Genomic DNA, 25,004 nt, shown 5'->3' on the forward strand with positions numbered 1-25,004 from the left:
GCCGTCCCGGATCAGTTCGACGCAGCCGACGCCGGCGCTTCAGCCTTGGCCGGCGGCGCGCCGAAGTACTTGGTGTAGATCTGGTCGTAGGTGCCGTCGGCCTTGATGCCGGCGAGACCCTGGTTGATCATCTCGAGCACCGCGGTGTTGCCCTTCTTGACGGCGATGCCGTACTGCTCCGGCGCGAACTCGGTGTCGCTGATGGTCTTGAACTTGGCGCCCGGGTTGTTGGCGACGTGGTGGATCACGACGCCGTTGTCGGCGACGACCGCGTCGACACCGCCCGACTCAAGCTCCTTCAGCGCCAGCGGCGTCGACTCGAAGCGCTTGATGTTCGTGCTGGTCTTGCCCTGCAGCTTGGTGACGGCTTCGTCGCCGGTGGTGCCGGTCTGCACGCCGACCTTCAGCTTCTTCAGGTCGGCGAACTTGGTGACCTTGCTGTTGTCGCGCACGGCGATCAGCTGGGCGGCGTCGAAGTAGGCGTCGCTGAAGTCCAGCGTCTGCTTGCGCTCGTCGGTGATCGTCACCGCCGAGATGACGATGTCGCGGTCACCCTGGCCCAGGGAATTGAAGATGCCTTCCCAGGGGGTGTTGATGAACTTGACCTCGAAGCCGGCCTTGGCGGCGATGGCCTTCAGCACGTCGATGTCGAAGCCGACGATCTCGCCCTTCTCGTCCTGGCTCTCGAACGGAGCGTAGGCGGCGTCGGTGCCGACCGCGTAGACGGTGGGCGCGGGGGCCGGGGCGGGCGCCGAAGCTGCCGGTTCGACGGCAGCCGGCTCCTCCTTCTTGCCGCAGGCGGCGAGCACGATGCCGGCCGCGAGAACCGCGGCCGTCTGCAGGAAGCGACGGGTCGTAATCTGGGTCATGGGGTTGGGACAGGAAGGGTTGAGGCCCGCGAAGTGTACTCGTGGGTCCGCTGCTTTTTTCAGCACGAGGCGCGTGCCAAATCAAGGGCGGCGCGCGATGTCCTGCGGCAGACGGGTCCAGTCGAGCTCGGTCGGATCGGCGGGCATGGGCCCGGGCGCACGAGCGACGACGATGCGCGAGGCGATCGTCGTGAACGCGGCCCGGAAGTGCACCGAGCTCTTCACGACAAGCAGTTTCAGTGCCCGCGGCTCGACACCGAGGAAACGGCACAGCGCCTCGTCGATCAACTGGCCCTTGCCGCTGGTGACGAGCACGCGCACGCCGTCGACGTCCAGGCAGGTGCAGGGGCCCAGGTGCACGGTGTTGCCGGCGGTCATCGGGCCGTGCAGCGCGACCTCGCCGTCGTGCAGCGCGAGCACGGTGGTGCGGACCTGCACCGGCGGCTCGCTGTCGCGCCCGTCGGCGCAGCGCACGCTGCGGCCGAGCGTCAGCTCCAGCCCCGCGCCGACGCCGGCGGCGTGCGCGGCACGCGCCGCCTCGGGGTCGTGCATCAGCCCGAGCGCCACCGCACCGGGATAGCGCCGGCCGGCACCGGCGTCGAGCAGCGCGTGCAGCAGCCCGGTGGTGTTGGCGTCGGCGCCGGCGCCGGGGTTGTCCTGGGTGTCGGCGATGACCACCGGCCGCTCGGCGTGGCGCGCGGCGCGCAGCGCCTCGGCGACGGCCTCGCGGGCATCGGGCAGCTCGACGGCGAACTCCTCGCGCGCGTCGATCAGGTTCTCGGCCAGCGCCATCACGTTGGCCTCGACGGTCTCGGCGTCGCGGCCGTGACCGAAGACCACCGGCCCGCAGTGCGGCACGTCGGCCGCCGGGAAGCCGAAGGCCAGGCCGAGGTGCACGCCGCTCTGCGCCTCCAGCGTCGCCAGGTCGGCCATCACGCCGGCCGCCGGCTCGACCCGCGTGCACTGGGCGTTGATCGGCAGCAGGAACGGCAGGCGGCGGGACCGCGTGACGAAGGCTCCGCCCGAGACGCGTTCGGCCAGCAGCCCCGCGGCGCGCGCGCCGGTCTCGGCCATGTCGACGTGCGGATAGGTGCGGAACACGGTCAGCGCGTCGGCGTGGCGCAGCAGTCGCGCGCCGACGTTGGCGTGCAGGTCCAGGCTGGCGACGATCGGCACTGCCGGGCCGACGACGGCGCGCAGGCGTTCGAGCAGTTCGCCTTCGCAGTCGTCGACGTGCTCGGCGACGGCGGCGCCGTGCAGGTCGAGGTAGACGGCGTCGAAGCCGCCGCCGCGCGCGTCGTCGAGCAGCATGGCGGCCAGACGCTCGAAGGCGTCGTGCGTGACCTGGGCCGACGGCGCCGCGCCGGCCCAGATCGACGGCAGCAGCGTCCAGCCGCGCTCGCGCGCGTCGGCGATGAAGCCGGCCATCGGCAGCGAGGTCGGCGCCAGGCGCTCGAGCATCGCCTCGCCGCGTGTGAACTCGGGGAAGGCGTCGCCGGCCAGGAAGGCCGGCCAGCCGGCCTTCGTCGGCGCGAAGGTGTTGGTCTCGTGCTGGAAACCGGCGACGAGGACCCGCATCAGGCCGTCGCCCGCAGCGTCAGGTCTGCCAAGGCCCCCAAGGTGTCGAGATGCTGCGTCATCCTTAAAATTGTGCCCTTTGCCTGGAGTGCCGCCTTGGCCGTCTACCGCCTCGGGGACGCCGTCCCCCGCATCGATGCGACGGCCTGGGTGGCCGAGACGGCCACCGTGATCGGCCGCGTCGCGCTCGAACCCGGCGCCAGCGTCTGGTACGGCGCCGTGCTGCGCGGCGACAACGACTGGATCACCGTCGGCCGCGACAGCAACGTGCAGGACGGCAGCGTGCTGCACACCGACGCCGGCATCCCGCTGGTGATCGGCGAGCGCGTGACGATCGGCCACAAGGTCGTGCTGCACGGCTGCACGATCGGCGACGGCTCGCTGGTCGGCATGGGCGCGGTGCTGCTCAACGGCGCACGCATCGGGGCCGGCTGCATCGTCGGCGCCGGGGCGCTGGTCACCGAAGGCAAGGAGTTTGCGGACGGCTCGCTGATCGTCGGCGCGCCGGCCAGGGTGGTGCGCACGCTGACGCCGGAACAATCGGCCCGGCTGGCGCTGTCCGCCGCACATTACGTGAACAACGCGGCTCGCCACCGCGACCAACTGGAGCGAATCGGCTGATGTCCGACCTGACCAAATTCCTGTTCGAAGGCCTGCCGGTGCGCGGCATGCTGGTGCGTCTGGGCGAAGGCTGGCGCGAGATGCTGGCGCGGCGCGAAGCCGCCGGCGGCTACCCGCGCCCGGTGCGCGAACTGCTCGGCGAGATGTCGGCCGCGGCGGTGCTGATGCAGGCCAACATCAAGTTCAACGGCGCGCTGGTGCTGCAGATCTCCGGCGACGGGCCGGTCCAGCTGGCGGTGGCCGAGGTGCAGCCCGACCTGGCCTTTCGCGCCACCGCGACGCTGACCGGCGAGGTCGCCGACGACGCCCGCCTGGAGGCACTGGTCAACGTGCACGGCCAGGGCCGCTGCGCGATCACGCTGGACCCCAAGGACCGCCTGCCGGGCCAGCAGCCCTACCAGGGCGTCGTGCCGCTGCACGGCGACCGCCGCGAGCCGCTGCAGAAGGTCTCCGAGGTGCTGGAGCACTACATGCTGCAGTCCGAGCAGCTCGACACCCGCCTCGTGCTCGCCGCCGACGACATGACCGCTGCCGGCCTGCTGATCCAGCGCCTGCCGGTCGAAGGCGAGGGCAATCTCGCCGGCCGCCGCAACGAGGACGACATCGGCCTCAGCGAAGCCTTCGACCGCATCGCGACGCTGGCCGCCACGCTGACGCGCGAGGAACTGCTGACGCTGCCCGCCGAGCGCATCCTGCATCGGCTCTTCTGGGAGGAGACGCTGCGGGTCTTCGAGCCGCTCGCGCCGCGTTTCGCCTGCAGCTGCTCGCGCGAGCGCGTCAGCGAGATGCTGAAGACCCTGGGCCGCGAGGAGAGCGCCTCGCTGATCGAGGAGCGCGGCGAGGTCGAGGTCGGTTGCCAGTTCTGCGGCCAGCACTACCGCTTCGACGCCGTCGACGTCGGCGAGATGTTCACGCCGCAGCGCGACCAGCCGCCGTCCACCGGCACGATGCAGTAGGCGCCGGCCTCAGCCGCGCCGTGCGGCGTGTTCGCAGGCCGGGTCGTCGCAGAGTTCGCAGCGCCAGGGGCGGTCGGCCGCGTCGCGGCCGGCCAGGCGCGTGAACAGGCCGCGGCGCGGCGCGGCACGCTCGCGCAGCAGCGGCGCCAGCGCGTCGAGCGCGTTCTCCAGGCGTTCATCGCCGTCGCCGCAGACCAGCGCCCAGGCGAGGCCGTGGCGCGCCATCAGTTCGCGCAGCGTCGTGTCGACCGGGATCCGCACCTGCGGGCCGTCGCGCTGCAGGCCGTCGGCCACCCAGGGCAGGTCCAGCGCGGTCAGCAGCGTCGCGCCGCAGCGCTCGCGCTGCCAGGCGCAGGCTTCGGCGTCGAGCGTGTCGTCGCCGAACAGCAGCCGGCTGTAGACCGCGGTCATCAGCGGCGTCGTGTCGGCGACAACGACGTCGGCGCCGGCCGCGGCGGCCTCGATCGTGTCGCGCTGGGCGCGTGCGATCGCGGCCTGCTCGTCGGCGCGCGGCGTGCGGCCGCGGGTCTCGCACCAGCTGCGCAGATGCTCGGGCACCCAGGCGCAGACCAGGCCGGTCTCGGCTTCGATGCGTGCGGCCAGCGTCTGCGCCAGCACCGTCTTGCCGGTGCTCTCGGCGCCGACGATGGCGACGATCAGCGTGTCAGCGGCCACGGTGCTCCTGCGCCAGGCGGTGCCAGGCGCGCCAGCCGAAGGCCGCCATCACCGCGAACACCGCGTACAGCAGCACCGTCAGCCACAGCCCCTTGACGGCGAAAAGCACGACGCTGACGACGTTGACCGCGATCCACACCGGCCAGTTCTCGACCAGCTTGCGGCCGAGCAGAAGCTGGCCGGCGACGCTGCCGACGGTGGGCAAGGCGTCCAGCCAGGGCACGTCGCTGTCGGTGGCGTGGTCCAGCAGCAGCGCCAGCGCCGGCCAGGCCAGCGCGGTGGCGAGCAGCGCACGCCGCCGCGCCGCCGGCGTCAGCCGGTGAACGACCAGCGGGCCGCCGTCGTCGCCGCGGCCGCGCAGCCACTGCCACCAGCCCCAGAAGGCCACGGCGATGAAGAAGAACTGCAGCGAGGCTTCGCCGTAGAGGCGGCTGTCGGCGAACAGCAACGCGTACAGCAGCGAGCTGGCGATCGCCAGCGGCCAGGCCAGCGGGTTCACGCGCAGGTTGCACAGCACCATCCAGACGCCGAGCGCGAAGGCCACGACCTCCAGCCACGTCACCGGGCTGCCCAGCAGCGTGAAGGCCACGCGCAGCAGCGGCTGCGCGGGCGCGAGGACCGCTTCGATCACGTCGGGGACCGTCTCAGCGCCGGGGCGGCGCCACCTGCACCAGGATCTCGTCGGGCTTGACCATGCCGAGTTCGGCGCGTGCCTTCTCCTCGACCATCTCCAGCCCTTCCTTCAGGTCGCTGACCTCGGCTTCCAGGCGCGCGTTGCGCTCGCGCGCCTGGTCGTTGGCCGCCTGCTGGGCGGCCAGCTGGGTGCGCAGGCTCATCGTGTAGGGAACGCTCGAGCGGCCGAACCAGAGGTCGGCCTGAACGGCGGCGAGCAGCCCCGCCAGCACGAAACTGAGCCAGCGCAAGGGCTCAGCGCAGGTTGTAGAACGCCGAGCGGCCCGGGTACGAGGCGATCTCGCCGAGGTCTTCCTCGATGCGCAGCAGCTGGTTGTACTTGGCGATGCGGTCGCTGCGCGACATCGAGCCGGTCTTGATCTGGCCGGCGTTGGTGCCCACGGCGATGTCGGCGATCGTCGAGTCCTCGGTCTCGCCCGAACGGTGGCTGATGACGGCGGTGTAGCCCGCGCGCTTGGCCATCTCGATGGCCGAGAAGGTCTCGGTCAGCGTGCCGATCTGGTTGATCTTGATGAGGATGGAGTTGGCGATGCCCTTGCGGATGCCTTCCTCGAGGATCTTGGTGTTGGTGACGAACAGGTCGTCGCCGACGAGCTGCAGCTTGCCGCCCAGACGCTCGGTCAGCAGCTTCCAGCCGTCCCAGTCGCCTTCGTGCATGCCGTCCTCGATCGAGATGATCGGGTACTTGTCGGCCCAGGTGGCGAGCATGTCGGTCCACTCGCCGGCCGACAGCACCAGGCCTTCGCCGTCGAGGTGGTACTTGCCGTCCTTGTAGAACTCGCTGGCGGCGCAGTCCAGGCCCAGCGCGATCTGCTCGCCCGGGGTGTAGCCGGCCTTGTCGATGGCTTCCAGGATGAGCTGGATCGCGGCCTCGTGGTTGGCGACGTTCGGCGCGAAGCCGCCTTCGTCGCCCACCGACGTCGGCATGCCCTTGGCGTCGATGATCTTCTTCAGCGCGTGGAAGACCTCGGCACCGTAGCGGATGGCTTCACGGAAGGTCGGCGCGCCGACCGGCAGGATCATGAACTCCTGCAGGTCGAGGTTGTTGTTGGCGTGGGCGCCGCCGTTGATGACGTTCATCATCGGCACCGGCAGGCTCATGCGGCCCATGCCGCCGAAATAGCGGTACAGCGGCAGGCCCGATTCCTCGGCCGCGGCACGCGCGACGGCCATGCTGACGGCCAGCGTCGCGTTGGCGCCCAGGCGGCCCTTGTTCTCGGTGCCGTCCAGATCGACCAGGGTCTTGTCCAGGAAGGCCTGCTCGCTGGCGTCCAGGCCCAGCACGGCTTCGCTGATCTCGGTGTTGATGTGCTCGACGGCGCGCAGCACGCCCTTGCCGAGGTAGCGACCCTTGTCGCCGTCACGCAGCTCGATCGCCTCGCGGCTGCCGGTGGACGCGCCCGAGGGCACGGCCGCACGGCCCATCGTGCCGCTTTCCAGCAGCACGTCGCACTCGACGGTGGGGTTGCCGCGGCTGTCGAGGATCTCTCGGCCGACGATGTCGACGATCGCACTCATGGGAGCTGCCTTTCTTTTCTGGAGGATCTCTGTGCTCAGACCGGGGCGTCCACGCCTTCGACGAGCACCATGTTGAAGTAGTCGGTGGCGCCCTGACGGTGGGCGCGCGCGGCACGATACATCTGGCCGTCGTAGAAGGCCTTGGCCGCCTCGTAGCTGGGGAAACGCAGCATCGCCACGCGCGCCGGGTTCCAATCGCCCTCGAGGCACTCGTGGCGGCCGCCGCGCACGAGGTATTCGCCCCCGGCGGCCTTCACCGCCGCCGGCGCCTCGGCCATGTACTGCTTGTAGCGCTCGGGGTCGCTGATCTTCATCTCGACCAGCAGGTACGCGGGGGCGGACATGGCCGGGCTCAGCAGCTGAAGTCGTTCTCGAGCAGCGGCTGCTGCTTGACGACGCGGTCGATGGCGACGAGCTGCTCCAGCAGCGCCTTCATGTGCTTCAACGGCACCGCGTTCGGGCCGTCGGACATCGCGTTCGCCGGGTCCGGGTGCGTCTCCATGAAGAGGCCGGCGACACCGACGCCGACCGCCGCGCGCGAGAGCACCGGCACGAACTCGCGCTGGCCGCCCGAGCTGGTGCCCTGGCCGCCGGGCAGCTGCACGCTGTGCGTGGCGTCGAAGACCACCGGCGCGCCGGTCTCGCGCATGATCGCCAGGCTGCGCATGTCCGAGACGAGGTTGTTGTAGCCGAAGCTCGCGCCGCGTTCGCAGACCGTGAACAGGTCCTCGGCCAGGCCCTTCTCGCGCGCCGCGGCGCGGGCCTTGTCGACGACGTTCTTCATGTCGTGCGGGGCGAGGAACTGGCCCTTCTTGATGTTCACCGGCTTGCCGCACTGGGCGACGGCGCGGATGAAATCGGTCTGGCGGCAGAGGAAGGCCGGCGTCTGCAGCATGTCGACGACGGCGGCGACCTGCGGCGCCTCGGCTTCGGTGTGCACGTCGGTCAGCACCGGCACGCCGAGTTCGCGGCGCACCTTGGCCAGGATCTCCAGCCCGCGTTCCATGCCCGGGCCGCGGAAGGAGCTGCCGCTGGAGCGGTTGGCCTTGTCGTAGCTGGACTTGAAGATGAACGGGATGCCCAGCGCCGAGGTGATCTCCTTCAGGCGCCCGGCGACGTCCATCTGGAGCTGCTCGCTCTCGACGACGCAGGGGCCGGAGATCAGGAAGAAGGGCCGGTCGATGCCGACCTCGAAACCGCAGAGCTTCATGCGACTGCCTTTTGCGCGACGCCTTCGCCGCGCCGCGCCTGGTGGTCCAGCGCCGCCTTGACGTAGCTGGAGAACAGCGGGTGCCCGCCCCAGGGCGTGCTCTTGAACTCGGGGTGGAACTGCACGCCCATGAACCACGGGTGGCGGTCCTGCGGCAGCTCGACGATCTCGGTCAGCTGCTCGCGCTGCGTCAGCGCGCTGATGACGAGGCCGGCGGCCTGCAGCCGGTCGAGGTAGTTGACGTTGGCCTCGTAGCGGTGGCGGTGGCGCTCGGTGACGACCGGGCCGTAGATCTGGTAGGCCAGCGTGCCGGGCTTGACGTCCGAGCTCTGCGCGCCCAGGCGCATCGTGCCGCCGAGGTCGGAGCTGGCGCTGCGCTTCTGGATCGAGCCGTCGCGGTCCTGCCACTCCTCGATCAGCGCGATCACCGGGTGCGGCGTCTGCGGCGCGAACTCGGTGCTGTTGGCGTTCTCCAGGCCGGCGACGTGGCGCGCGTACTCGATCGTCGCGACCTGCATGCCCAGGCAGATGCCGAGGTAGGGCAGGCGGTGCTCGCGGGCGAACTTGGCGGCCAGGATCTTGCCCTCGACGCCGCGCTGGCCGAAGCCGCCGGGCACGAGGATCGCGTCGTACTGCGCCAGCTGCGAGACGTTGTGCTCGTCCAGCGTCTCGGCGTCGACGTACTCGATGTCGACCTTGGCGTGGTTGTGGATGCCGGCGTGGCGCAGCGCCTCGTTGAGCGACTTGTACGAGTCCGACAGGTCGGTGTACTTGCCGCACATCGCGATCGTCACGCGGTTCTGCGGGTGCTCGACCTCCTGCACCAGCGTGTCCCAGCGGCGCAGGTCGGCGGGCTTGGTCAGCAGCTGCAGCTTCATGCAGATCAGCTCGTCCAGGCCCTGCTCGTGCAGCACGCGCGGCACCTTGTAGATCGTGTCGACGTCGGGCATCGAGATCACGCCGTGCTGAGGCACGTTCGTGAACAGGCTGATCTTCTCGCGCTCGTCGTCGGGGATGCGGCGGTCGGCGCGGCACAGCAGCGCGTCGGGCTGGATGCCGATCTCGCGCAGCTTCTGCACCGTGTGCTGCGTCGGCTTGGTCTTCAGCTCGCCGGCGGCGGCGATCCACGGCACGTAGGTCAGGTGCACGAAGGCGGTGTTCGCCGGGCCGAGCTTCAGGCTCAGCTGGCGCACGGCCTCCAGGAAGGGCAGCGACTCGATGTCGCCGACCGTGCCGCCGATCTCGACGATCGCGACGTCGACGTCGACGGCCCCGCGGCGCACGTAGTCCTGGATCTCGTTGGTGACGTGCGGGATCACCTGCACCGTCTTGCCGAGATAGTCGCCGCGGCGCTCCTTCTCGAGCACGCTCTTGTAGATCTGCCCGGTCGTGAAGTTGTTCGTGCGCTTCATCCGCGTGGTGATGAAACGCTCGTAGTGGCCGAGGTCGAGGTCGGTCTCGGCGCCGTCATCGGTGACGAACACCTCGCCGTGCTGGAACGGGCTCATCGTGCCCGGGTCGACGTTGAGGTACGGATCCAGCTTGATCAGGGTGACCTTCAGACCTCGCGACTCGAGGATCGCCGCCAGCGAGGCTGCCGCGATCCCCTTGCCGAGGGAGGACACCACGCCGCCGGTGACGAAGACGAACTTGGTCATGTCGCGTGGGGCACATGCGCAAGGCGCTGTGCCCAGGTGGTAAAGCGTGATTATAGGCGGCGCCCCCTGCCGTTCCCCGGTGCGCCGGCGCGCCGCTCGGGCGTGTCGCCGCGCCCCCCGGCGGTGCTAGACTTCGCGCCGCTTGCATCAGGTGCCCTCTTGCACGGCAGGTGTCGGAGGGTTGAACGGGAAGCCGGTGCGCGGCGCGTCCACGATGACGCGCGGCAATTCCGGCGCTGCCCCCGCAACGGTCGGCGAGGTGCGGTCAGCAATGCAGCCACTGGTCCAGCGAGGACTGGGAAGGCGCTGACGGCTTCGGTCCACGGTCAAACCGTCGGACCGGCACTCGCGAGCCCGGATACCGGCCCGATGCCAGGGATGCCGGCGTCGCGGTGGGCGGCGCGCACGAACCCCCGCGGCCCGGAGTCCGTCTTGACGTCCGCCGGCTCGGGTGACATCGGGCGTGCCGCGTTCCAGGACGGCGGCTTGACTCATCGCTGGTCCGCACGGGGTGTGCGGCTGGAGGCCCGCTTGTCCATGTCCTGTTTCGACCGCCGCACCGTCGTCGCGGTCGCCTGTTCGTTTGTCGCCGCCACCGCGGCGGCGCAATCGTCCGAAACCATCGTCGTCACCGGCTCGCGCGAGCCGCTGACCGTCTCGCGGCTGGCCGCCGACGTCGTCGTGATCGACGGCGACACGCTGCGTGCCTCGGGCGCCACGTCGCTGGCCGACCTGCTGCGCGAGCAGGCCGGCGTGCAGCTGTCGCGCAGCGGCGGCCCCGGCGGCGCCACCTCGGTGATGATCCGCGGCGCCTCGGGCAGCCAGACCGTCGTGCTGGTCGATGGCGTGCGCATCGGCTCGGCGACGCTGGCCGACCCGTCGGTGCAGGCGCTGCCGCTGGCGCAGATCGAGCGTGTCGAGGTGCTGCGCGGCCCCGGCTCCAGCCTCTACGGCGCCGACGCCGTCGGGGGTGTCATCAACATCGTCACGCGCCGCGCCGACGCCGGCCTGCGTTTCGACGCCGCCGCCGCGTTCGGCGGCCGCGGCGCACGCGAGCTGTCGGCCGGTGCCAGCGGCAGCTTCGGCGCCTGGGACTTCGCCGCGTCGCTGGCCCGGCAGCACGACGATGGCGACAGCGCGCTGCGCCCCGGCGATCCGTACGGCAACTACAACGCCGACGACGACGGCTACACGCGCGACAGCGGCCAGGCACGCATCGGTTTCACGCCGGCGCCGGGCCACCGCATCGGCCTGTCGCTGCTGCGCAGCCGGCTGGAAACCCAGATCGACAGCACCGAGTACGCGCCGCCGAACTACGCCCCCGACAACACGCCGGACTTCCGCGACCAGCTCGACGTCGACGCCACCGCGCTCGACTGGCGCGGCACGCTCGCGCCGGGCCTGGTTGCGACACTGCGGGTCGACCGCGCGGTCGACGAGTCGCGTAGCGGCGAGGCGGTGGTCTACCGTTACCGCACCACGCGTGACCACGCGCTCGCGCAGTTGGCTTGGGAGACCGGCGTCGCCGGCCAGATCGTCGCCGCCGTCGAGCGTCTGGAAGAAGACGCCAAGACCGACAGCTACCGCGGTGATCGCGACACCGACAGTGCCGTGCTGTCCTGGACGGGCAGCGCCGGCCGTTACTCGTGGCAGGCCGACCTGCGCCGTGACGACAGCTCAGACTACGGCGCCCAAACCACCGGCCGCCTGGGCGGCAGCTTCGCGCTGACGCCCGCCTGGCGCTTGCGTGCGCTGGCCGGCAACAGCTTCCGCGCGCCGTCGTTCAACGACTTGCTGTACCCCGGCTACGGCGTGCCGGGCATCAAGCCGGAACGCGGGCGCAGCGTCGAGTTCGGCGTCGAGTGGGCCGCCGATGGCGACCGCGCCGCCCTGACGGTCTTCCGCAACCGGCTGAAGAACCTGATCGGGCCGGCCAAGGGCAGCCTGTGTCCTGACGACCCCCTCTACGCTTTTGGCTGCGTCGCCAACACTTCCCGCGCCCGTCTGCAGGGCGCGACGCTGTCGGGCGCCAAGGCGCTGGGCGACTGGTCGCTGCGCGCCCAGGTCGACTTCCTCGACGCCAAGAACGAGGACACCGGCGCCCGCCTGACGCGCCGTGCGGCGCACCAGGAGACGCTGGGCCTCGACTGGCGCCACGGCGTCTGGAACGCCGGGGCCAGCGTGCTGCACGTCGGCGCCCGGCCCGACAGCCGCGAACTCGGCGCCGAGACCACGCTGGACCTGAAGGCCGGCTGGCGCTTCGCCAAGGGCTGGACGCTGGAGAGCCGGCTGCTGAACGCGACCGACGAGAACCTCGAGCCCTCGGCCTACTACCGCGGCCCGGCCCGGCAGTTCTGGCTCGGCCTGCGCTACGAAGGCGGCGTCTGACGCCGCACACCCGGGGCGGACGATGCACGAGCTGATCCTCGGCGGCGCCAAGAGCGGCAAGTCGCGCTGCGCCGAAACACGCGCGGCGCACTGGCTCGCGCTGCCGGGGCACGGCGCCGTGCTCGTCGCCACCGCGATGGCCGGCGACGACGAGATGCGCGCACGCATCGAGCGTCACCGCGCCGACCGTGCCGCCCGCGTGCCGGGGCTGGCCACGCGCGAGGAGCCGCGTGCGCTGGCCGCCGTGCTGCGCGAGGAGTCGCTGCCCGGGCGCATGGTCGTCGTCGACTGCCTGACGCTGTGGCTCACCGGCCTGCTGATGCCGCTGGACGGCGCGCCGGTCGACGACCCGGCGGCCGAGGTCAACGCGCTCGTCGACGCGCTGGCCGCCGCGCGCGGCCCGGTGGTGCTCGTGTCCAACGAGATCGGCCTGGGCGTGACGCCGATGTCGCGCCAGGCGCGGCGCTTCGTCGACGAACTCGGCCGGCTGCACCAGCGCGTGGCCGTGGCCAGCACCCGCGTGACGCTGATGGTCGCCGGGCTGGAACTGCCGCTGAAGGGGCCGCGATGAAGCCGGTGCGCCGTCTGCTCCTGCTGCTGGCGCTGTGCGCCGGCGCCGCGACGGCCGCCGAGCCGCCGCGCGACGACCGCGGCGTGGCCTGGCAGGGCGGGCCGCCGCAGCGCATCGTCAGCCTGCTGCCCTCGCTGACCGAGACCGTCTGCGCGCTCGGCGCCTGCGCGCGCCTGGTCGGCGTCGACCGCTATTCCGACTGGCCGGCGCAGGTGAACGCGCTGCCCCGCCTGGGCGGGCTGGACGACGCCAGCGTCGAGCGCATCGTCGCGCTGCGCCCCGAACTCGTGCTCGCCGCGCGTTCGGCGCGGGTTGCCGAACGCCTGGAGGCGCTGGGGCTGAAGGTGATGGTCTTCGACTCGGACTCCCACGCCCAGGTGCGCCACTCGACCGATGCGCTGGCGCGTGTGCTCGGCCAGCCGCAGCGCGCGGCGCAGCTCTGGGCCTCGATCCACCGCGACGAGGCGGCGGCCGCGGCGCGCATCCCGCCGCGGCTGCGCGGGCGCAGCGTCTATTTCGAGGTCGACTCGACGCCGTACGCCGCCGGCCCCGGCTCGTTCATCGGTGAGACGCTGCAGCGCCTGGGGCTGCGCAACGTCGTGCCGGCCGAGTACGGCGCCTTCCCGCGCCTGAACCCCGAGTTCCTCGTGCGCAAGTCGCCGGACCTCGTGATGGCGGAGGATCGTGCGCTCGCGACGATGGCCGAGCGCCCGGGCTGGCACACGCTGCGCGCGCTGAAGGACGGCCAGGCCTGCGGCTTCGAGCGCGAGCGCTACCTGCTGCTGATCCGTCCCGGCCCGCGCATGGGCGAGGCCGCGCTCGCCATCGCCGACTGCCTGGCCGGCCTGCCCGAGAAATGAACCCCGCGCTGGCCCTGGACCTGTCGCGCCGCCGCCGCCTGGTGGCGGGGCTGGCGCTGGCCGCGCTGGCGCTGTCGCTGCTCGGCCTGGCGGTCGGCAGCGAAGGCTGGAGCAGGCACTGGAGCGACGCCGACTCGGCGGTGCCGATGGAGCTGATCGTCGGCCAGATCCGCGCCCCGCGCACCATCGGTGCGCTGCTGGTCGGCGCGCTGCTGGGGCTGGCCGGCGCGATCGCGCAAGGGCTGTTCCGCAACCCGCTGGCCGATCCCTACCTGCTGGGCACCGGCTCGGGAGCCTCGCTGGCGGTGGTCGCGGTGCTCGCCGCCAGCGCCATCGGCGGCCATGCGCTGGCGCTGGGCAGCGTCGAGTGGCTGGCGCGCATCGGCCTCGTCGGCGCCGCCTTCGTCGGCGCGCTCGGCGGCGTGACGCTGACGCTGATGCTCGCCCGCGGCGCGCAGGAGCCGATGCGGCTGCTGCTGTCGGGCGTCGTCGTCGGCGTCGTGCTCGGCGCCGCCAGCGATCTGGTCACGACCTGGGTGCCCGACGCGTTGCGCGGCAAGCAGAGTTTCATGCTCGGCTCGACCGGCTTCCTCGGCTGGCAGAGCGTGGCGCTGCTGGCCGTCGGCCTGGCGCTGGCGCTGCCGCCGGCCTGGCGCCTGGCGCGCGCGCTCGACGCGCTGGGCCTGGGCGAGGAGAGCGCCGCCAGCCTGGGGCTGGCGCTGCCGCGGCTGCGCCTGCTGCTGGTCGTGCTGCTGGCGCTGTGCACCGCGCTGGCGGTGTCGCAGGCCGGGCTGGTCGGTTTCGTCGGCCTGGTCTCGCCGCACCTGGTGCGCCGTTTCGCGCCGGCGCCGCAGCGTTTCATGCTGCCGGCCAGCGCCGCGGCCGGCGGCGTGCTGATGCTCGGCGCCGACGTGCTCGCCCGCGGGCTGATCGCGCCGCAGGAGCTGCCGGTCGGCGTGCTGACCGCGGTGCTCGGCGGCGGCTACCTGCTGTGGCTGCTGCACAAGCGGGGCGTGCGGTGAACCTGATCGCGGCCGACGTCGGCGCGCGGCTGGGCGCGCGCGAGGTGCTGTCCGGTGTCAGCTGCGTGCTGCAGCCCGGCTGGACGACGATCGTCGGCCCCAACGGCGCCGGCAAGTCGACGCTGCTGCGCGTGCTCGCCGGGCTGCTGCCGTACCAGCGTGGCACCGTCGAGCTCGACGGCCGGCCGCTGGGCGACTGGGCGCCGCGTGAACGCGCGCTGCGCCTGGCCTGGCTGGCGCAGGCCGGCGAGGCCAGCGGCGACCTGACGGTGCGCGACACCGTGATGCTCGGCCGGCTGCCGCACCTCGGCCTGCTCGGCACCGCCGGCCCTCGCGACGAGGCCGCCGTCGACGCGGCGATGGATGCCACCGAGTGCCGCGACTGGCAGTTCCGGCGCCTGCAGCAGCTCTCCGGCGGCGAGCGCCAGCGTGTGCTGCTGGCGCGTGCGCTGGCCACCGAGGCGCCGGTGCTGCTGCTCGACGAGCCGACCACGCACCTCGACGCGCCGCACCAGGTGGCGCTCGCAAAGCTGTTCCGCCGGCTCGGAAGCACCCACACGGTGGTCAGCGTGCTGCATGATCTGCCGCTGGCGCTGCACGCCGATCGGCTGCTGGTGCTGTGCGGCGGACGCGTGCTCGCCCACGGCAGCCATGACGACCCGGTCGTGCACGCTGCACTCGTCGACGCCTTCGGCGGCGCGGTGCGCATCGACCGCAGCGGCGCCCGGGCCATGGCGCTGCCAGACCTGGGATAAGCGATTCGTGATGGAAAAGAAGGCTAGGGCGCTGATCGTCTGGGGCACGACCAGCGGTGCCGGGAAAAGCTGGTTGGCCACCGCCTTGTGCCGCTGGGCCGCCCGCCGCGGTGTCGACGTCGCGCCGTTCAAGGCGCAGAACATGAGCAACAACGCGCGTGTCGTGCCGGCGCTGGACGGCGGCTGGGGCGAGATCGGCGCGGCGCAGTACTTCCAGGCGCTGGCCGCCGGGCTGGCGCCGTCGGTCGAGCACAACCCGGTGCTGCTCAAGCCCGAGCGCGACACCGCCAGCCAGGTGCTGCTGCACGGGCGCGTCGAGCCGGGGCTGTCGCGCGCCGGCTGGCGCGAACGCAGCGAGCTGCTGGCCGCGACCGCGCGCGACAGCCTGGAGCGGCTGCAGCGCCGCCACGAGCTGCTGATCATCGAAGGCGCCGGCTCGCCGGCCGAGACCAACCTGGCGCCGCACGACTACGTCAACCTGCAGACCGCGCGCTGGGCCGAGGCGCAGGCGCTGCTGGTCACCGACATCGACCGCGGCGGCGCCTTCGCGCACCTGTTCGGCACCTGGGCACTGCTGCCCGAGGACCTGAAGCCTCAGCTCGCCGGCTTCGTGCTCAACCGCTTCCGCGGCGACCCGTCGCTGCTGGCGCCGGCGCCGCAGCAGCTGGAGGACCGCACCGGCGTGCCGACGCTGGCCGTCGTGCCGATGTGGCGCGACCACGGCCTGCCCGAGGAGGACGGCATGCTGCACGACGCGCCGCAGGGCCGCGGCGCGGCGCGCCGGCGCGTCGCCATCGTCGCCTACCCGCACATCAGCAACCTCGACGAGTTCCAGCCGCTGGCGCGCATCGACGGTCTGCGCCTGCTGTGGGCGCGCGACGCCGCGGCGCTGGAAGGCGTGGACTGCATCATCCTGCCGGGCTCCAAGCAGGTCAGCGGCGATCTGGCCTGGCTGCGCCGGCACGGCCTCGACGCGGCGATCGCCCGCCACGCCGCCGCCGGCGGGCCGGTGCTGGGCGTCTGCGGCGGGCTGCAGATGCTGGGCCAGACGCTGGCCGACCCCGAGGGCCACGACGGCGACGTCGGTTTCTCGGCGCCGGGGCTGGGCCTGCTGCCGCTGGCCACCGGCTTCGTCGCCGACAAGCACGTGCAGCCGGCGCGGGTGCGTTTCGGTGCCGCCGACGGTGCCTGGGGCGCGCTGGCCGGCGTCGATGCCGCCGGCTACGAGATCCACTGCGGCCGCACGGTGGCGCTGTCCGACGCCGCGCGGCCGGTGCTGCACGACCCGGCGGGCCAGCCGATCGGCTGGCAGCGCGGCAACGTGCTGGGCGTCTACGCGCATGGCCTGTTCGAGTCGCCGAACGTGCTGCGGGCGCTGTACGGCGACACCGTGCCGACGCTGCAGAGCGTCTTCGAAGGCCTGGCCGACCACGTCGAGGCGGCGTTCACGCCCGGCACTCTCGAAAGGCTGCTGCTGGGTTGAGATCGGCGGCGCCGTGGCCTCGCAGGGCGGCCGGCGTCGTGTCCACCTGTCCTGTGTCATGCGCGGCGGCGGCCCGATGTCCGCCGGCCGCTGCTTCCATCGTCGTGCCGCCTCGGCGGCCTGTGCTCCATGAACTTCTCCGTCCCCGACTTCCAAGACTCCGAACTCGCCGCGCGCGTGCAGCACCGGCTCGACCAGAAAACCAAGCCGCAGGGCTCGCTCGGCCGCATCGAGACCGTCGCGCTGCAGATGGCGCTGGTGCAGGGCCGCGAGAACCCGCGCCTGGACGCGCCGCAGCTGGTCATCTTCGCCGGTGACCACGGCATCGCCGCGCAGGGCGTGTCTGCCTTCCCGCAGGAAGTGACGGTGCAGATGGTGTACAACATGCTGGCCGGCGGCGCCGCGATCTCGGTGCTGGCGCGCCAGCACGGCCTGGCGCTGACGGTGCTGGACTGCGGCGTGAAGGAGGACTTCGCGCCGGCGCCCGGCCTCGTGGCGTCCAAGTGCTGCCACGGCAGCGCCGACAGCACCGTCGCCCCGGCGCTGACCGAGGCCCAGTGCGAGGCCGCGATCGCCAACGGCGCGGCCTTCGTGCGCGACCTGCCGGGCAACGTGCTGCTGCTCGGCGAGATGGGCATCGCCAACACCTCGCCGGCGGCGCTGCTGATGGCGCGCCTGACCGGGCTGTCGATCGAGCAGTGCGCCGGCCGCGGCACCGGTCTGGACCCGGCCGGCGTCGCCCACAAGCTGGCGGTGCTGCAGCGGGCGCTGGACCGCCACCCCGACGCGACGACGCCGATGGCCGCGCTGGCGGCGCTCGGCGGCCCGGAGATCGCGACCATGGTCGGCGCCGTGCTGCAGGCCGCGGCGCTGCGCCGCCTGATCGTCGTCGACGGCTTCATCACCACCTCGGCGGTGGCGGTGGCCGCGGCGATCGAGCCGCGCATCCTCGGCGCCTGCGTGTTCTCGCACGGCTCGGCCGAGAACGGCCACGGCCGATGGCTGCAGCTGCTGGGCGCGCGCCCGCTGGTCGACCTGGGCCTGCGCCTTGGCGAAGGCTCGGGCGCGGCGCTGGCCTGGCCGCTGATCAAGTCGGCCGAGCTGATCTTGGCCGAGATGGCGAGCTTCGAATCGGCGCAGGTCAGCAGTGCTGCATGAGCTGAGGCTGTTCTTCGTCGCGCTGCAATTCATGACGCGCGTGCCGGTGCCGGCCTGGGTGGGCTGGCGGCCGGAGCTGATGCACGCCAGCTCGCGCTACTACCCGGCCGTCGGCCTGGTGGTCGGCGGCTTCGGCGCCGCGGTGCTGTGGTTCGCGGCGCCGCTGTGGCCGGCGCCGGTGGCCATCGGGCTGTCGATGGCGGCCACCGTCTGGATGACCGGCGCCTTCCACGAGGACGGGCTGGCCGACACCTGCGACGCGCTGGGTGGCGCGGTGAGCCGCGAGAAGGCGCTCACGATCATGAAGGACTCGCGCATCGGCAGCTACGGCGCCTGCGCTCTGGTGGCCGTGCTCGGCCTGAAGGCCGCGGCGCTGCACGGGCTGGCGACACGCGACTTCCTCGCCACGCTGGCCATCCTGCCGCTGGCGCACGCCTGGTCGCGTGCGGTGCCGGTGCTGATGCTGCGCCTGCTGAGCTACGCCGGCGACCTGGAGCACGCCAAGTCCAAGCCGCTGGCGCAGAAGGCGAGCGCCGGCACGCTGTTCGTCGTCGTGGCGTGGTGTGCCGCTGCCGGCGCCGCCGCGGTGCTGTGGCGGCTGGACCTGGCGCACACGACGCTGGCGGCGCTGGTCGTCGGTGCGGTGACGCTGTGGATGGCGCGCTGGCTGGCGCGCCGCCTGGGCGGCTACACCGGCGACACGCTGGGCGCGGCGCAGCAGTTCGCCGAGCTCGGCGTCTACCTCGCCTTCCTGGCGGGCATGCAGCATGGCTGAGCTCTGGGCCTGGCGACATCCGCGTGTGGCCGGCGCCGCCGGCCGCTGCCTGGGCCGCACCGACCTGCCGGTCGACCGGCGCCGCGCCAAACGTCTGGCGCACCGCATCCGCGCCGCGGCGCGCCGCCACGGCCTGCCGCGGGCGGTGACGGTGTCGCCGCTGGCACGCTGCCGCGAGGTCGGCCGCTGGCTGGCGCTCTGGGGCTGGAAGGTCGACGTCGACGCCGGCCTCGCCGAGCTCGACTTCGGCGCCTGGGACGGACAGCGCTGGAGCGACATCGCCTGGCCCGAGGTCGAGGCCTGGCAGAACGACCTGTGGCGCTACGCGCCCGGCGGCGGCGAGACGCTGCAGGCGCTGACGGCGCGGGTGCACGGCTGGGCCGGTGCGGTGCAGGGCGTGCGCCTGGTCGTCGGCCACGCCGGCTGGCTGAACGCGCTGCGCGCCGTGCCGCGCGGCGCCACCGGCTTTGCCGCACGCGACTGGCCGGCGCCGCCGCGCCACGGCGAGTGTGTCGTCTGGCGGGGCTGAAAACGCAGTTCATCGGCCGCGCTGCGCAGTTCGTCGCACGCGGCTCGCGGCGGCCGGGGGCGCTGCCTAGAGTTCACTCCATCGACAACGTCACCCGATGGAGAGCGAAATGAAAGACAGCTTCGTTGCCCGTGCCGCCGCCTTCGGTCTGGCCGCGATGATGACCTTCGGCGTGCTCGGCAGCGTGGACTTCCTGGCCACGCCGCAGACCACCGCCTCGGCCGGCCAGCTGGCCGCCGCGCCGGCGCCGCGCGCCTGAGGCGTTCAGCGCCGCCGCACCACCAGTTCCGCGTAGCCCGTCGCCGTGTCGGGCTCGCGAGAAAACGCCCAGTCGGGCAGCAGCACGAGCAACACCTCGGCCGTCGTCAGCACGATGGCCCCGTAGCCCAGATGGCCGCCGAGCACGCGGCCGGTGGCGTCGCAGACGCTGGCATGCAGGTGCGACGCCCCGGGCGCCACGCTGCCAGCCAGCGTCAGCAGCTCGACGCTGCCTTCGGGCCGCACCGTCGTCTCGGCGCCGGCCAGCCGCAGCACTGCGGGCTGCAGGCTGCCGATGCCCTGCAGCACGAAGCCGGCTTCGGCGCCGTGTTCGGCCAGCGCCGCTTCCAGCGCACGCCGCAGGTCGGCGCCGGGCGGCAGCCGCAGCGGCAGCGTCTTCATGCCGCTTCGGCCGCGGCCAGGCGCGCCAGCACCGCGTCGGCCACGGCCAGCGGCTGCTCCATCGGCACCAGGTGCGTGCCGGCGATCCACTCGACCTGGCCGCGGGTGATCGCGCGTGTCGCCGCCATGCCGACCTGGCGCACTTCCAGCGATTGCGTGCCGCCGATGAAGGCCACCGGGCAGCGCGGCGGATGCCGGTGCACCAGCTCGCCCAGGTGGTGCGGCAGCGTGTTGTAGAAGCGTGTCTCGACGTCGCGGTGGAAGGCCAGGCGCACGCCGCCGGCCGGGTCGGGCTCGGTGCCATGGGCGATGTAGTCGGCCAGCACACGCGGGTCCCAGCGTGCGAACACCGCCTTCTTCGCGAAGTGCTCCAGCGCCGCCTCGGCCGAGGGCCAGTGCTGGCGCCGGGCCTTGGACACCTTGCCGGGCGAGATGCGGCCGATCAGCTTCGTCGCCTTGGCGACCTGCACGCTGTGCGCACGCCAGCCGGCGAGCACCGGCGAGTCGAGCATCACCACCGAGGCGGCGAGCTCGGGCCGCCGGCAGGCCGCCATCAGGCTCAGGTAGCCGCCCAGCGAATGGCCGACGAAGTGCACGCGCCGGCCCGGCGCCGCCTCGTCGACGAAGTCCAGCAGTTGGCGCGCGATGTGCGGCCAGTTGCCGGTGACCGGGTAGCGCGGGTCGTGGCCGACCTTGGGCAGCGCCAGCACCTCGTGCCCGGCGGCGCGCCAGTGCGCGAACAGCACGCCGTAGGTGCCGGCCGGGAAGCCGTTGGCGTGCGAAAAGACGATCGTGGAGTGCTCCGTGGCCATCAGCAGTTCTCGTGGACGGCGAATGATCGTCGACAACCGGGACGCGGAGCACGTCTCCGGCGGGACAGTCGCGATCGCCTGGCTCGGAGCCCCGGGGTCAGGTCTCAGGAGACCTGACCCCGCCTGTCCCGGCTCGTGTCGCCTCTCGGGGACAGGTCGCCATCGGCGACCAGGGGGAGCGGCGTTGTTGACGCGCCTGACCGGGGAGCCCCGGGGTCAGGTCTCAGGAGACCTGACCCCGCCTGTCCCGGCTCGTGTCGCCCCTCGGGGACAGGTCGCCATCGGCGACCAGGGGGCAGCGGCGTTGTTAACGCGCCTGACCGGATCCGGGTCTCCCGGTCCGGTCAGGAAGCCCCCTCGGGGGGCCGAGCCCGGACGTGAGCCGTCCGGTGGACGGCTCACGCCTGTCGAGGGGCGGGGCCACTGGCCCCGCGCGGCCTGCAAGGCGCCGCCAGGCGGCCGGGGGCCCAAGGTTCAGACGATCCTCTCTCCGGGGTGCGTGATTTTCCGCATCGGCTCGTAGCGCGAATGGCGCGCCAGCAGCGGGTGCGCGGTGTCGCCGCCGTCCCAGCGCGGGTCGTCGATCGACTCGAAGACCTCGCGCAGGCGCTGGCCCCAGGTGCTGCGGATCATGCGGAAGTACGGGTTCTGCTCGTCGATGCAGACGTGGTCGCCCGAGGACAGCGCGCCGGCGCGGTAGACCATCAGGTCCAGCGGCAGGCCGACCGAGAGGTTGGACTTCAGCGTCGAGTCCATCGACACCAGCGCGCACTTGGCGGCTTCGTCCAGCGGCGTGGACGGCGTCAGCACGCGGTCGAGGATGGGCTTGCCGTACTTGCTCTCGCCGATCTGGAAGAAGCAGGTCTCGCGCGTGGCCTCGATGAAGTTGCCGGCCGAGTAGACCAGGAACATGCGCATCGCCTCGCCGCCGATCTGGCCGCCGAAGATCATGCTGGTGTTGAAGTCGACACCGGCGGCCTTCAGCGACGGGCCGTCCTGCTGGTAGACGCGGCGCACGGCGGCGCCGAGCACGCGCGTGGCGTCGAACATGCTGCGCGCGTTCCAGATCGTCAGCGGTTCCTCGTCGCCGTTGTCCAGCTTCTCGACCTGCAGGATCTCGCGCACGCTCTGGCTGATGCTCAGGTTGCCGGCCGACAGCATCACCATGAAGCGGTCGCCGGGGCGCTCGTAGATCATCATCTTGCGATAGGTGCTGATCTGGTCGAGGCCCGCGTTGGTGCGCGAGTCGGAGAGGAAGACGAGCCCGGCTTCGAGCCGGATGCCGACGCAGTAAGTCATCGGAGGGGGCGGGCGGTTTCGCCCGTGGAGGTGATGCGACGAAGGCCGCAAGCGTAGCAGCGGCCGGGGGTGCCGGGGTCGGGGCCAGTATGGGGGCCAGTATGGGGGCCAGTATGGGGGCCAGTATGGGGGCCAGTATGGGGGCCAGTATGGGGTCAGGTCCCGAGGGACCTGACCCCATCGCCGCCCGAGTGACCCCATCGCCGCCGACCCCATCGCCGCCATCGCCGTGACCCCATCGCCGAGGCGCCGCCAGGAACGGCCCGCCGGGCCGTCCACGTCCGGCCTCAGCCGAGCAGCGCCTTCAGCCGGTACAGCGCGTCCAGCGCCTCGCGCGGCGCCAGGCGGTCGGGGTCGATCGCGGCCAGCGCCGCTTCCACCGCCGAAGGCTCGGGCGCTGCCGCGGCCGGCGGCGGCGCGAACAGGTCCACCTGCGCGTGGCCGGCCTGGGCCTTGGCTTCCAGCGCCTCCAGCGTCGCCCGTGCCTGGCGGATCACCGTCGCCGGCATGCCGGCCAGGCGCGCGACCTGCACGCCGTAGCTGCGGCTCGCCGGGCCGGGTTCGATCTGGTGCAGGAAGACGATGTCGTGGCCGCTCTCGACGGCGCCGACGTGCAGGTTCAGCGCGCGTTCGTGCTCGGCCGGGAACTCGGTGAGCTCGAAGTAGTGCGTCGCGAACAGCGTGAAGCTGCGGTTGCGGTCGTGCAGCTGGGTCGCGATGGCCGCGGCCAGCGCCAGGCCGTCGAAGGTGCTGGTGCCGCGGCCGATCTCGTCCATCAGCACCAGGCTGTGCTCGGTGGCGGTGTGCACGATGGCCGCGGCCTCGGTCATCTCCAGCATGAAGGTCGACTGCGCGTTGGCCAGGTCGTCGGCGGCGCCGATGCGGGTGTGGATCGCGTCGACCGGGCCCAGCCGGCAGGCGCTGGCCGGCACGTACGAGCCCATCGCCGCCAGGAGCACGATCAGCGCCACCTGGCGCATGAAGGTGCTCTTGCCGCCCATGTTGGGGCCGGTGATGACGAGCAGCCTGGTCTTCGCGTCGAGCCGGCAGTGGTTGGCGATGAACGGCCCGGCGCCGGTCTCGCGCAGCCGCGCCTCGACGACCGGGTGGCGGCCGGCCTCGATCTCGATGCAGGGGAAGGGCACGAACTCGGGCCGGCACCAGCCCAGCGCCGCGGCACGTTCGGCCAGCGTTGCCAGCGCGTCCAGCGAAGCCAGCGCCCGCGCCAGCGCGGTCAGCGGCGGCAGCAGCGGCTGCAGCGCGTCGAGCACCTGCTCGTAGATCCACTTTTCGCGCGCCAGCGCACGTTCCTGCGCCGACAGCGCCTTGTCCTCGAAGGCCTTCAGCTCGGGCGTGATGTAGCGCTCGGCGTTCTTCAGCGTCTGGCGGCGCTGGTAGTCGGCCGGCACCTTGTCGCGGCCGGAGCTGGTGACCTCGATGTAGAAGCCGTGCACCTTGTTGAACTGCACGCGCAGGTTGCCGATGCCGGTGCGCGCACGTTCGCGCGCCTCCAGGTCGAGCAGGAAGGCGTCGCAGTTCTGGCTGATCGCGCGCAGCTCGTCGAGCTCGGCGTCGACGCCGGCGGCGATGACACCGCCGTCGCGCAGCATCACTGCCGGCTCCTCGGCGATCGCCGACAGCACGTTGGCGATGCCGTCGTCGGGCGCCAGCGCGGCGTCGAACTCGGCCAGCAGCGGCGCGCCGGCCGGCACCGCGCCGCGCAGCGCCGGCAGGCCCAGCAGCGTCGCACGCAGCCCCGACAGCTCGCGCGGGCGCACCTGGCGCAGCGCGATGCGCGCGGTGATGCGCTCGACGTCGCTGACGCCGCGCAGCGCGTCGCGCAGCGGCTCGTAGCCCTGGTCCAGCAGGCAGGCGATGGCTTCGTGGCGCGCGCGCGCCTCGCTGCGGTCGCGCTGCGGGTGCGTCAGCCAGTGGCGCAGCCGGCGGCTGCCCATGCCGGTGCGGCAGGTGTCCAAGAGCGACAGCAGCGTCGGGCTGTCCTCGCCACGCAGCGTCTGCACCAGCTCGAGGTTGCGGTGCGTAGCCGGCGGCAGCTCGATCAGCTCGCTGGAACGCGGCACGGCGACGCTGCGCAGATGCGCCAGCGCGCGGCCCTGGGTATGTTCGGCAAAACTCAGCAGCGCCGCGGCGGCGGCGTGCGCGACCTTCAGCTCCTGGGCGCCGAAGCCGGCCAGCGTCGCGACCTGCAGCTGCTCGCGCAGCTTGCGTTCGCCCAAAGCCGACTCGAACTGCCAGGCCGGGCGCGCCGTGCGCGCGCAAGGCGCCTGGGCGAGTGCTGCCGGCAGCTCGCCGCTGCCGTCGTGCAGCAGCTCGGCCGGCTGCAGCCGCGCCAGCCAGCCGGCGAGTTCACGCTCGCTGCATTCGGTGAGCCCGAGCTCGCCGCTGGCCAGGCCCAGCCAGGCCAGGCCCCAGGCGTTGCGCTGGCGGTGCACGGCCAGCAGCAGCGTGTCGCTGCGTTCGGCCAGCAGCTCGCTGTCGGTCACCGTGCCCGGCGTGACGACACGCACCACCTTGCGTTCGACCGGCCCCTTGGCGGCACCGACCTCGCCGACCTGCTCGGCGATCGCCACCGCCTCGCCCAGCTTCAGCAGCCGCGCGAGATAGGCGTCGACCGAATGCACCGGCACGCCGGCCATCACCACCGGCTCGCCGGCGCTCTGGCCGCGCGTCGTCAGCGTGATGTCCAGCAGCCGGTTGGCCTTGCGCGCGTCGTCGTAGAAGAGCTCGTAGAAATCGCCCATCCGGTAGAAGACGAGCGTGTCCGGAAACTCCGCTTTGATCCGTAGATACTGGACCATCATGGGCGTGTGACCCGAGAAATCGGGCGCGGCGGGGGCGGAGGCGGTCGGGGTGTCGGCGGACATGCGGTGGGGGCGCTGAAACGACAGCCGCC

General features: G+C 72.4%; 25 protein-coding genes and 1 riboswitch. Of the genes, 12 read left to right on the top strand and 13 right to left on the bottom strand.

The window, feature by feature from the left end; genetic code table 11:
• Positions 1-11 precede the first annotated feature (11 nt).
• Both LOC65_RS04265 and LOC65_RS04270 read right to left on the bottom strand, forming a co-directional pair.
• Positions 12-869 (bottom strand): basic amino acid ABC transporter substrate-binding protein, encoded by an 858-nt coding sequence (locus tag LOC65_RS04265; protein ID WP_230246752.1) that lies wholly within the window; start codon positions 867-869, stop codon positions 12-14.
• An 81-nt stretch (positions 870-950) separates the two neighbouring features.
• The gene (locus LOC65_RS04270; RefSeq protein ID WP_230246753.1) at positions 951-2,447 is read right to left on the bottom strand and encodes a M81 family metallopeptidase; all 1,497 of its coding nucleotides are present in this window, start codon (positions 2,445-2,447) and stop codon (positions 951-953) included.
• A gap of 96 nt (positions 2,448-2,543) precedes the next feature.
• On the opposite strand from LOC65_RS04270, the gene LOC65_RS04275 reads away from it, so the two are divergent.
• Both LOC65_RS04275 and LOC65_RS04280 read left to right on the top strand, forming a co-directional pair.
• Positions 2,544-3,068, top strand: a complete 525-nt coding sequence (locus LOC65_RS04275) for a gamma carbonic anhydrase family protein (protein WP_009857684.1) — start codon at positions 2,544-2,546, stop codon at positions 3,066-3,068.
• Positions 3,068-4,024, top strand: a complete 957-nt coding sequence (locus tag LOC65_RS04280; RefSeq protein ID WP_230246754.1) for an Hsp33 family molecular chaperone HslO — start codon at positions 3,068-3,070, stop codon at positions 4,022-4,024. Before LOC65_RS04275 ends, LOC65_RS04280 begins: the two co-directional genes overlap by 1 nt.
• Positions 4,025-4,033: 9 nt before the next feature.
• On the opposite strand, the gene LOC65_RS04285 is transcribed toward LOC65_RS04280, so the two are convergent.
• From LOC65_RS04285 to LOC65_RS04315, 7 genes are read right to left on the bottom strand one after another with little or no spacing between them, the layout of a single operon-like run.
• Positions 4,034-4,699, bottom strand: coding sequence for an AAA family ATPase (locus LOC65_RS04285; protein WP_009857686.1), 666 nt, complete (start codon positions 4,697-4,699; stop codon positions 4,034-4,036).
• Positions 4,689-5,330, bottom strand: coding sequence for a nicotinamide riboside transporter PnuC (gene pnuC, locus LOC65_RS04290; RefSeq protein WP_230246755.1), 642 nt, complete (start codon positions 5,328-5,330; stop codon positions 4,689-4,691). Before pnuC ends, LOC65_RS04285 begins: the two co-directional genes overlap by 11 nt.
• 13 nt (positions 5,331-5,343) lie before the next feature.
• Positions 5,344-5,622 (bottom strand): cell division protein FtsB, encoded by a 279-nt coding sequence (gene ftsB / locus LOC65_RS04295; protein WP_009857688.1) that lies wholly within the window; start codon positions 5,620-5,622, stop codon positions 5,344-5,346.
• A 4-nt stretch (positions 5,623-5,626) separates the two neighbouring features.
• The gene (eno, locus tag LOC65_RS04300) at positions 5,627-6,910 is read right to left on the bottom strand and encodes a phosphopyruvate hydratase (protein ID WP_164962751.1); all 1,284 of its coding nucleotides are present in this window, start codon (positions 6,908-6,910) and stop codon (positions 5,627-5,629) included.
• Between the two features lie 35 nt (positions 6,911-6,945).
• Positions 6,946-7,254 (bottom strand): DUF1330 domain-containing protein, encoded by a 309-nt coding sequence (locus LOC65_RS04305; RefSeq protein WP_164962750.1) that lies wholly within the window; start codon positions 7,252-7,254, stop codon positions 6,946-6,948.
• A gap of 8 nt (positions 7,255-7,262) precedes the next feature.
• Positions 7,263-8,120, bottom strand: coding sequence for a 3-deoxy-8-phosphooctulonate synthase (kdsA, locus tag LOC65_RS04310; protein WP_230246756.1), 858 nt, complete (start codon positions 8,118-8,120; stop codon positions 7,263-7,265).
• Positions 8,117-9,778, bottom strand: coding sequence for a CTP synthase (locus LOC65_RS04315; protein WP_009857692.1), 1,662 nt, complete (start codon positions 9,776-9,778; stop codon positions 8,117-8,119). Before LOC65_RS04315 ends, kdsA begins: the two co-directional genes overlap by 4 nt.
• A gap of 132 nt (positions 9,779-9,910) precedes the next feature.
• Positions 9,911-10,163: riboswitch (cobalamin riboswitch) on the top strand.
• Between the two features lie 152 nt (positions 10,164-10,315).
• Between LOC65_RS04315 and LOC65_RS04320 the strand changes: the two genes are divergently transcribed.
• The 10 genes from LOC65_RS04320 to LOC65_RS04365 all read left to right on the top strand — a co-directional run bounded on the left by LOC65_RS04320 (position 10,316) and on the right by LOC65_RS04365 (position 19,578).
• Complete coding sequence (locus LOC65_RS04320) at positions 10,316-12,166, top strand: TonB-dependent siderophore receptor (RefSeq protein WP_230246757.1); 1,851 nt, start codon at positions 10,316-10,318, stop codon at positions 12,164-12,166.
• 22 nt (positions 12,167-12,188) lie between these two features.
• On the top strand, positions 12,189-12,737 hold the full coding sequence (locus tag LOC65_RS04325) for a bifunctional adenosylcobinamide kinase/adenosylcobinamide-phosphate guanylyltransferase (RefSeq protein ID WP_230246758.1): 549 nt from the start codon (positions 12,189-12,191) through the stop codon (positions 12,735-12,737).
• On the top strand, positions 12,734-13,597 hold the full coding sequence (locus LOC65_RS04330; RefSeq protein WP_009857695.1) for an ABC transporter substrate-binding protein: 864 nt from the start codon (positions 12,734-12,736) through the stop codon (positions 13,595-13,597). Before LOC65_RS04325 ends, LOC65_RS04330 begins: the two co-directional genes overlap by 4 nt.
• Entirely contained in the window at positions 13,594-14,619 is a 1,026-nt protein-coding gene (locus LOC65_RS04335; RefSeq protein WP_230246759.1) for an iron ABC transporter permease, read from the top strand. Before LOC65_RS04330 ends, LOC65_RS04335 begins: the two co-directional genes overlap by 4 nt.
• Complete coding sequence (locus tag LOC65_RS04340) at positions 14,616-15,374, top strand: ABC transporter ATP-binding protein (protein WP_009857697.1); 759 nt, start codon at positions 14,616-14,618, stop codon at positions 15,372-15,374. The genes LOC65_RS04335 and LOC65_RS04340 overlap by 4 nt, the downstream gene beginning before the upstream one ends.
• A 10-nt stretch (positions 15,375-15,384) precedes the next feature.
• Positions 15,385-16,857 carry a cobyric acid synthase gene (locus LOC65_RS04345; RefSeq protein ID WP_230246760.1) on the top strand — a complete coding sequence of 491 codons (1,473 nt, stop codon included), beginning with the start codon at positions 15,385-15,387 and terminating at the stop codon, positions 16,855-16,857.
• Between the two features lie 129 nt (positions 16,858-16,986).
• A complete protein-coding gene (cobT, locus tag LOC65_RS04350; RefSeq protein WP_230246761.1) occupies positions 16,987-18,015 on the top strand; it encodes a nicotinate-nucleotide--dimethylbenzimidazole phosphoribosyltransferase in 1,029 nt (342 codons plus the stop codon).
• Positions 18,005-18,790 carry an adenosylcobinamide-GDP ribazoletransferase gene (locus tag LOC65_RS04355; RefSeq protein WP_009857700.1) on the top strand — a complete coding sequence of 262 codons (786 nt, stop codon included), beginning with the start codon at positions 18,005-18,007 and terminating at the stop codon, positions 18,788-18,790. The genes cobT and LOC65_RS04355 overlap by 11 nt, the downstream gene beginning before the upstream one ends.
• A complete protein-coding gene (locus LOC65_RS04360; protein ID WP_029718903.1) occupies positions 18,783-19,319 on the top strand; it encodes a histidine phosphatase family protein in 537 nt (178 codons plus the stop codon). The genes LOC65_RS04355 and LOC65_RS04360 overlap by 8 nt, the downstream gene beginning before the upstream one ends.
• 109 nt (positions 19,320-19,428) lie before the next feature.
• Complete coding sequence (locus tag LOC65_RS04365; RefSeq protein WP_009857702.1) at positions 19,429-19,578, top strand: hypothetical protein; 150 nt, start codon at positions 19,429-19,431, stop codon at positions 19,576-19,578.
• Positions 19,579-19,583: 5 nt separating this feature from the next.
• Here the strand turns inward: LOC65_RS04365 and LOC65_RS04370 are convergent, their stop codons facing one another.
• From LOC65_RS04370 to mutS, 4 genes are all read right to left on the bottom strand, one after another.
• The gene (locus LOC65_RS04370) at positions 19,584-19,979 is read right to left on the bottom strand and encodes a PPC domain-containing DNA-binding protein (RefSeq protein WP_230246762.1); all 396 of its coding nucleotides are present in this window, start codon (positions 19,977-19,979) and stop codon (positions 19,584-19,586) included.
• On the bottom strand, positions 19,976-20,791 hold the full coding sequence (locus tag LOC65_RS04375) for an alpha/beta fold hydrolase (RefSeq protein ID WP_230246763.1): 816 nt from the start codon (positions 20,789-20,791) through the stop codon (positions 19,976-19,978). Before LOC65_RS04375 ends, LOC65_RS04370 begins: the two co-directional genes overlap by 4 nt.
• Positions 20,792-21,265: 474 nt before the next feature.
• Complete coding sequence (locus tag LOC65_RS04380) at positions 21,266-22,090, bottom strand: proteasome-type protease (protein ID WP_164962741.1); 825 nt, start codon at positions 22,088-22,090, stop codon at positions 21,266-21,268.
• A 287-nt stretch (positions 22,091-22,377) separates the two neighbouring features.
• Positions 22,378-24,975: a DNA mismatch repair protein MutS gene (gene mutS / locus LOC65_RS04385; RefSeq protein WP_230246764.1), complete on the bottom strand. Its 2,598-nt coding sequence runs from the start codon at positions 24,973-24,975 to the stop codon at positions 22,378-22,380.
• Positions 24,976-25,004: the final 29 nt, after the last annotated feature.

Origin of the sequence: Rubrivivax sp. JA1055, from assembly GCF_020966565.1 — a bacterium.
GTDB lineage: Bacteria > Pseudomonadota > Gammaproteobacteria > Burkholderiales > Burkholderiaceae_C > Rubrivivax > Rubrivivax benzoatilyticus.

Excerpts from the sequence above, each read along its gene's own strand:
- LOC65_RS04325 (WP_230246758.1), top strand. The coding sequence starts at position 12,189 with ATGCACGAGCTGATCCTCGGCGGCGCCAAGAGCGGCAAGTCGCGCTGC.
- LOC65_RS04305 (WP_164962750.1), bottom strand. The coding sequence starts at position 7,254 with ATGTCCGCCCCCGCGTACCTGCTGGTCGAGATGAAGATCAGCGACCCC.
- LOC65_RS04370 (WP_230246762.1), bottom strand. The coding sequence starts at position 19,979 with ATGAAGACGCTGCCGCTGCGGCTGCCGCCCGGCGCCGACCTGCGGCGT.
- LOC65_RS04375 (WP_230246763.1), bottom strand. The coding sequence starts at position 20,791 with ATGGCCACGGAGCACTCCACGATCGTCTTTTCGCACGCCAACGGCTTC.
- LOC65_RS04280 (WP_230246754.1), top strand. The coding sequence starts at position 3,068 with ATGTCCGACCTGACCAAATTCCTGTTCGAAGGCCTGCCGGTGCGCGGC.
- LOC65_RS04345 (WP_230246760.1), top strand. The coding sequence starts at position 15,385 with ATGGAAAAGAAGGCTAGGGCGCTGATCGTCTGGGGCACGACCAGCGGT.
- LOC65_RS04360 (WP_029718903.1), top strand. The coding sequence starts at position 18,783 with ATGGCTGAGCTCTGGGCCTGGCGACATCCGCGTGTGGCCGGCGCCGCC.
- LOC65_RS04315 (WP_009857692.1), bottom strand. The coding sequence starts at position 9,778 with ATGACCAAGTTCGTCTTCGTCACCGGCGGCGTGGTGTCCTCCCTCGGC.
- mutS (WP_230246764.1), bottom strand. The coding sequence starts at position 24,975 with ATGTCCGCCGACACCCCGACCGCCTCCGCCCCCGCCGCGCCCGATTTC.
- LOC65_RS04320 (WP_230246757.1), top strand. The coding sequence starts at position 10,316 with ATGTCCTGTTTCGACCGCCGCACCGTCGTCGCGGTCGCCTGTTCGTTT.
- LOC65_RS04365 (WP_009857702.1), top strand. The coding sequence starts at position 19,429 with ATGAAAGACAGCTTCGTTGCCCGTGCCGCCGCCTTCGGTCTGGCCGCG.
- LOC65_RS04335 (WP_230246759.1), top strand. The coding sequence starts at position 13,594 with ATGAACCCCGCGCTGGCCCTGGACCTGTCGCGCCGCCGCCGCCTGGTG.
- kdsA (WP_230246756.1), bottom strand. The coding sequence starts at position 8,120 with ATGAAGCTCTGCGGTTTCGAGGTCGGCATCGACCGGCCCTTCTTCCTG.
- LOC65_RS04330 (WP_009857695.1), top strand. The coding sequence starts at position 12,734 with ATGAAGCCGGTGCGCCGTCTGCTCCTGCTGCTGGCGCTGTGCGCCGGC.
- eno (WP_164962751.1), bottom strand. The coding sequence starts at position 6,910 with ATGAGTGCGATCGTCGACATCGTCGGCCGAGAGATCCTCGACAGCCGC.
- cobT (WP_230246761.1), top strand. The coding sequence starts at position 16,987 with ATGAACTTCTCCGTCCCCGACTTCCAAGACTCCGAACTCGCCGCGCGC.
- LOC65_RS04270 (WP_230246753.1), bottom strand. The coding sequence starts at position 2,447 with ATGCGGGTCCTCGTCGCCGGTTTCCAGCACGAGACCAACACCTTCGCG.
- LOC65_RS04265 (WP_230246752.1), bottom strand. The coding sequence starts at position 869 with ATGACCCAGATTACGACCCGTCGCTTCCTGCAGACGGCCGCGGTTCTC.
- LOC65_RS04380 (WP_164962741.1), bottom strand. The coding sequence starts at position 22,090 with ATGACTTACTGCGTCGGCATCCGGCTCGAAGCCGGGCTCGTCTTCCTC.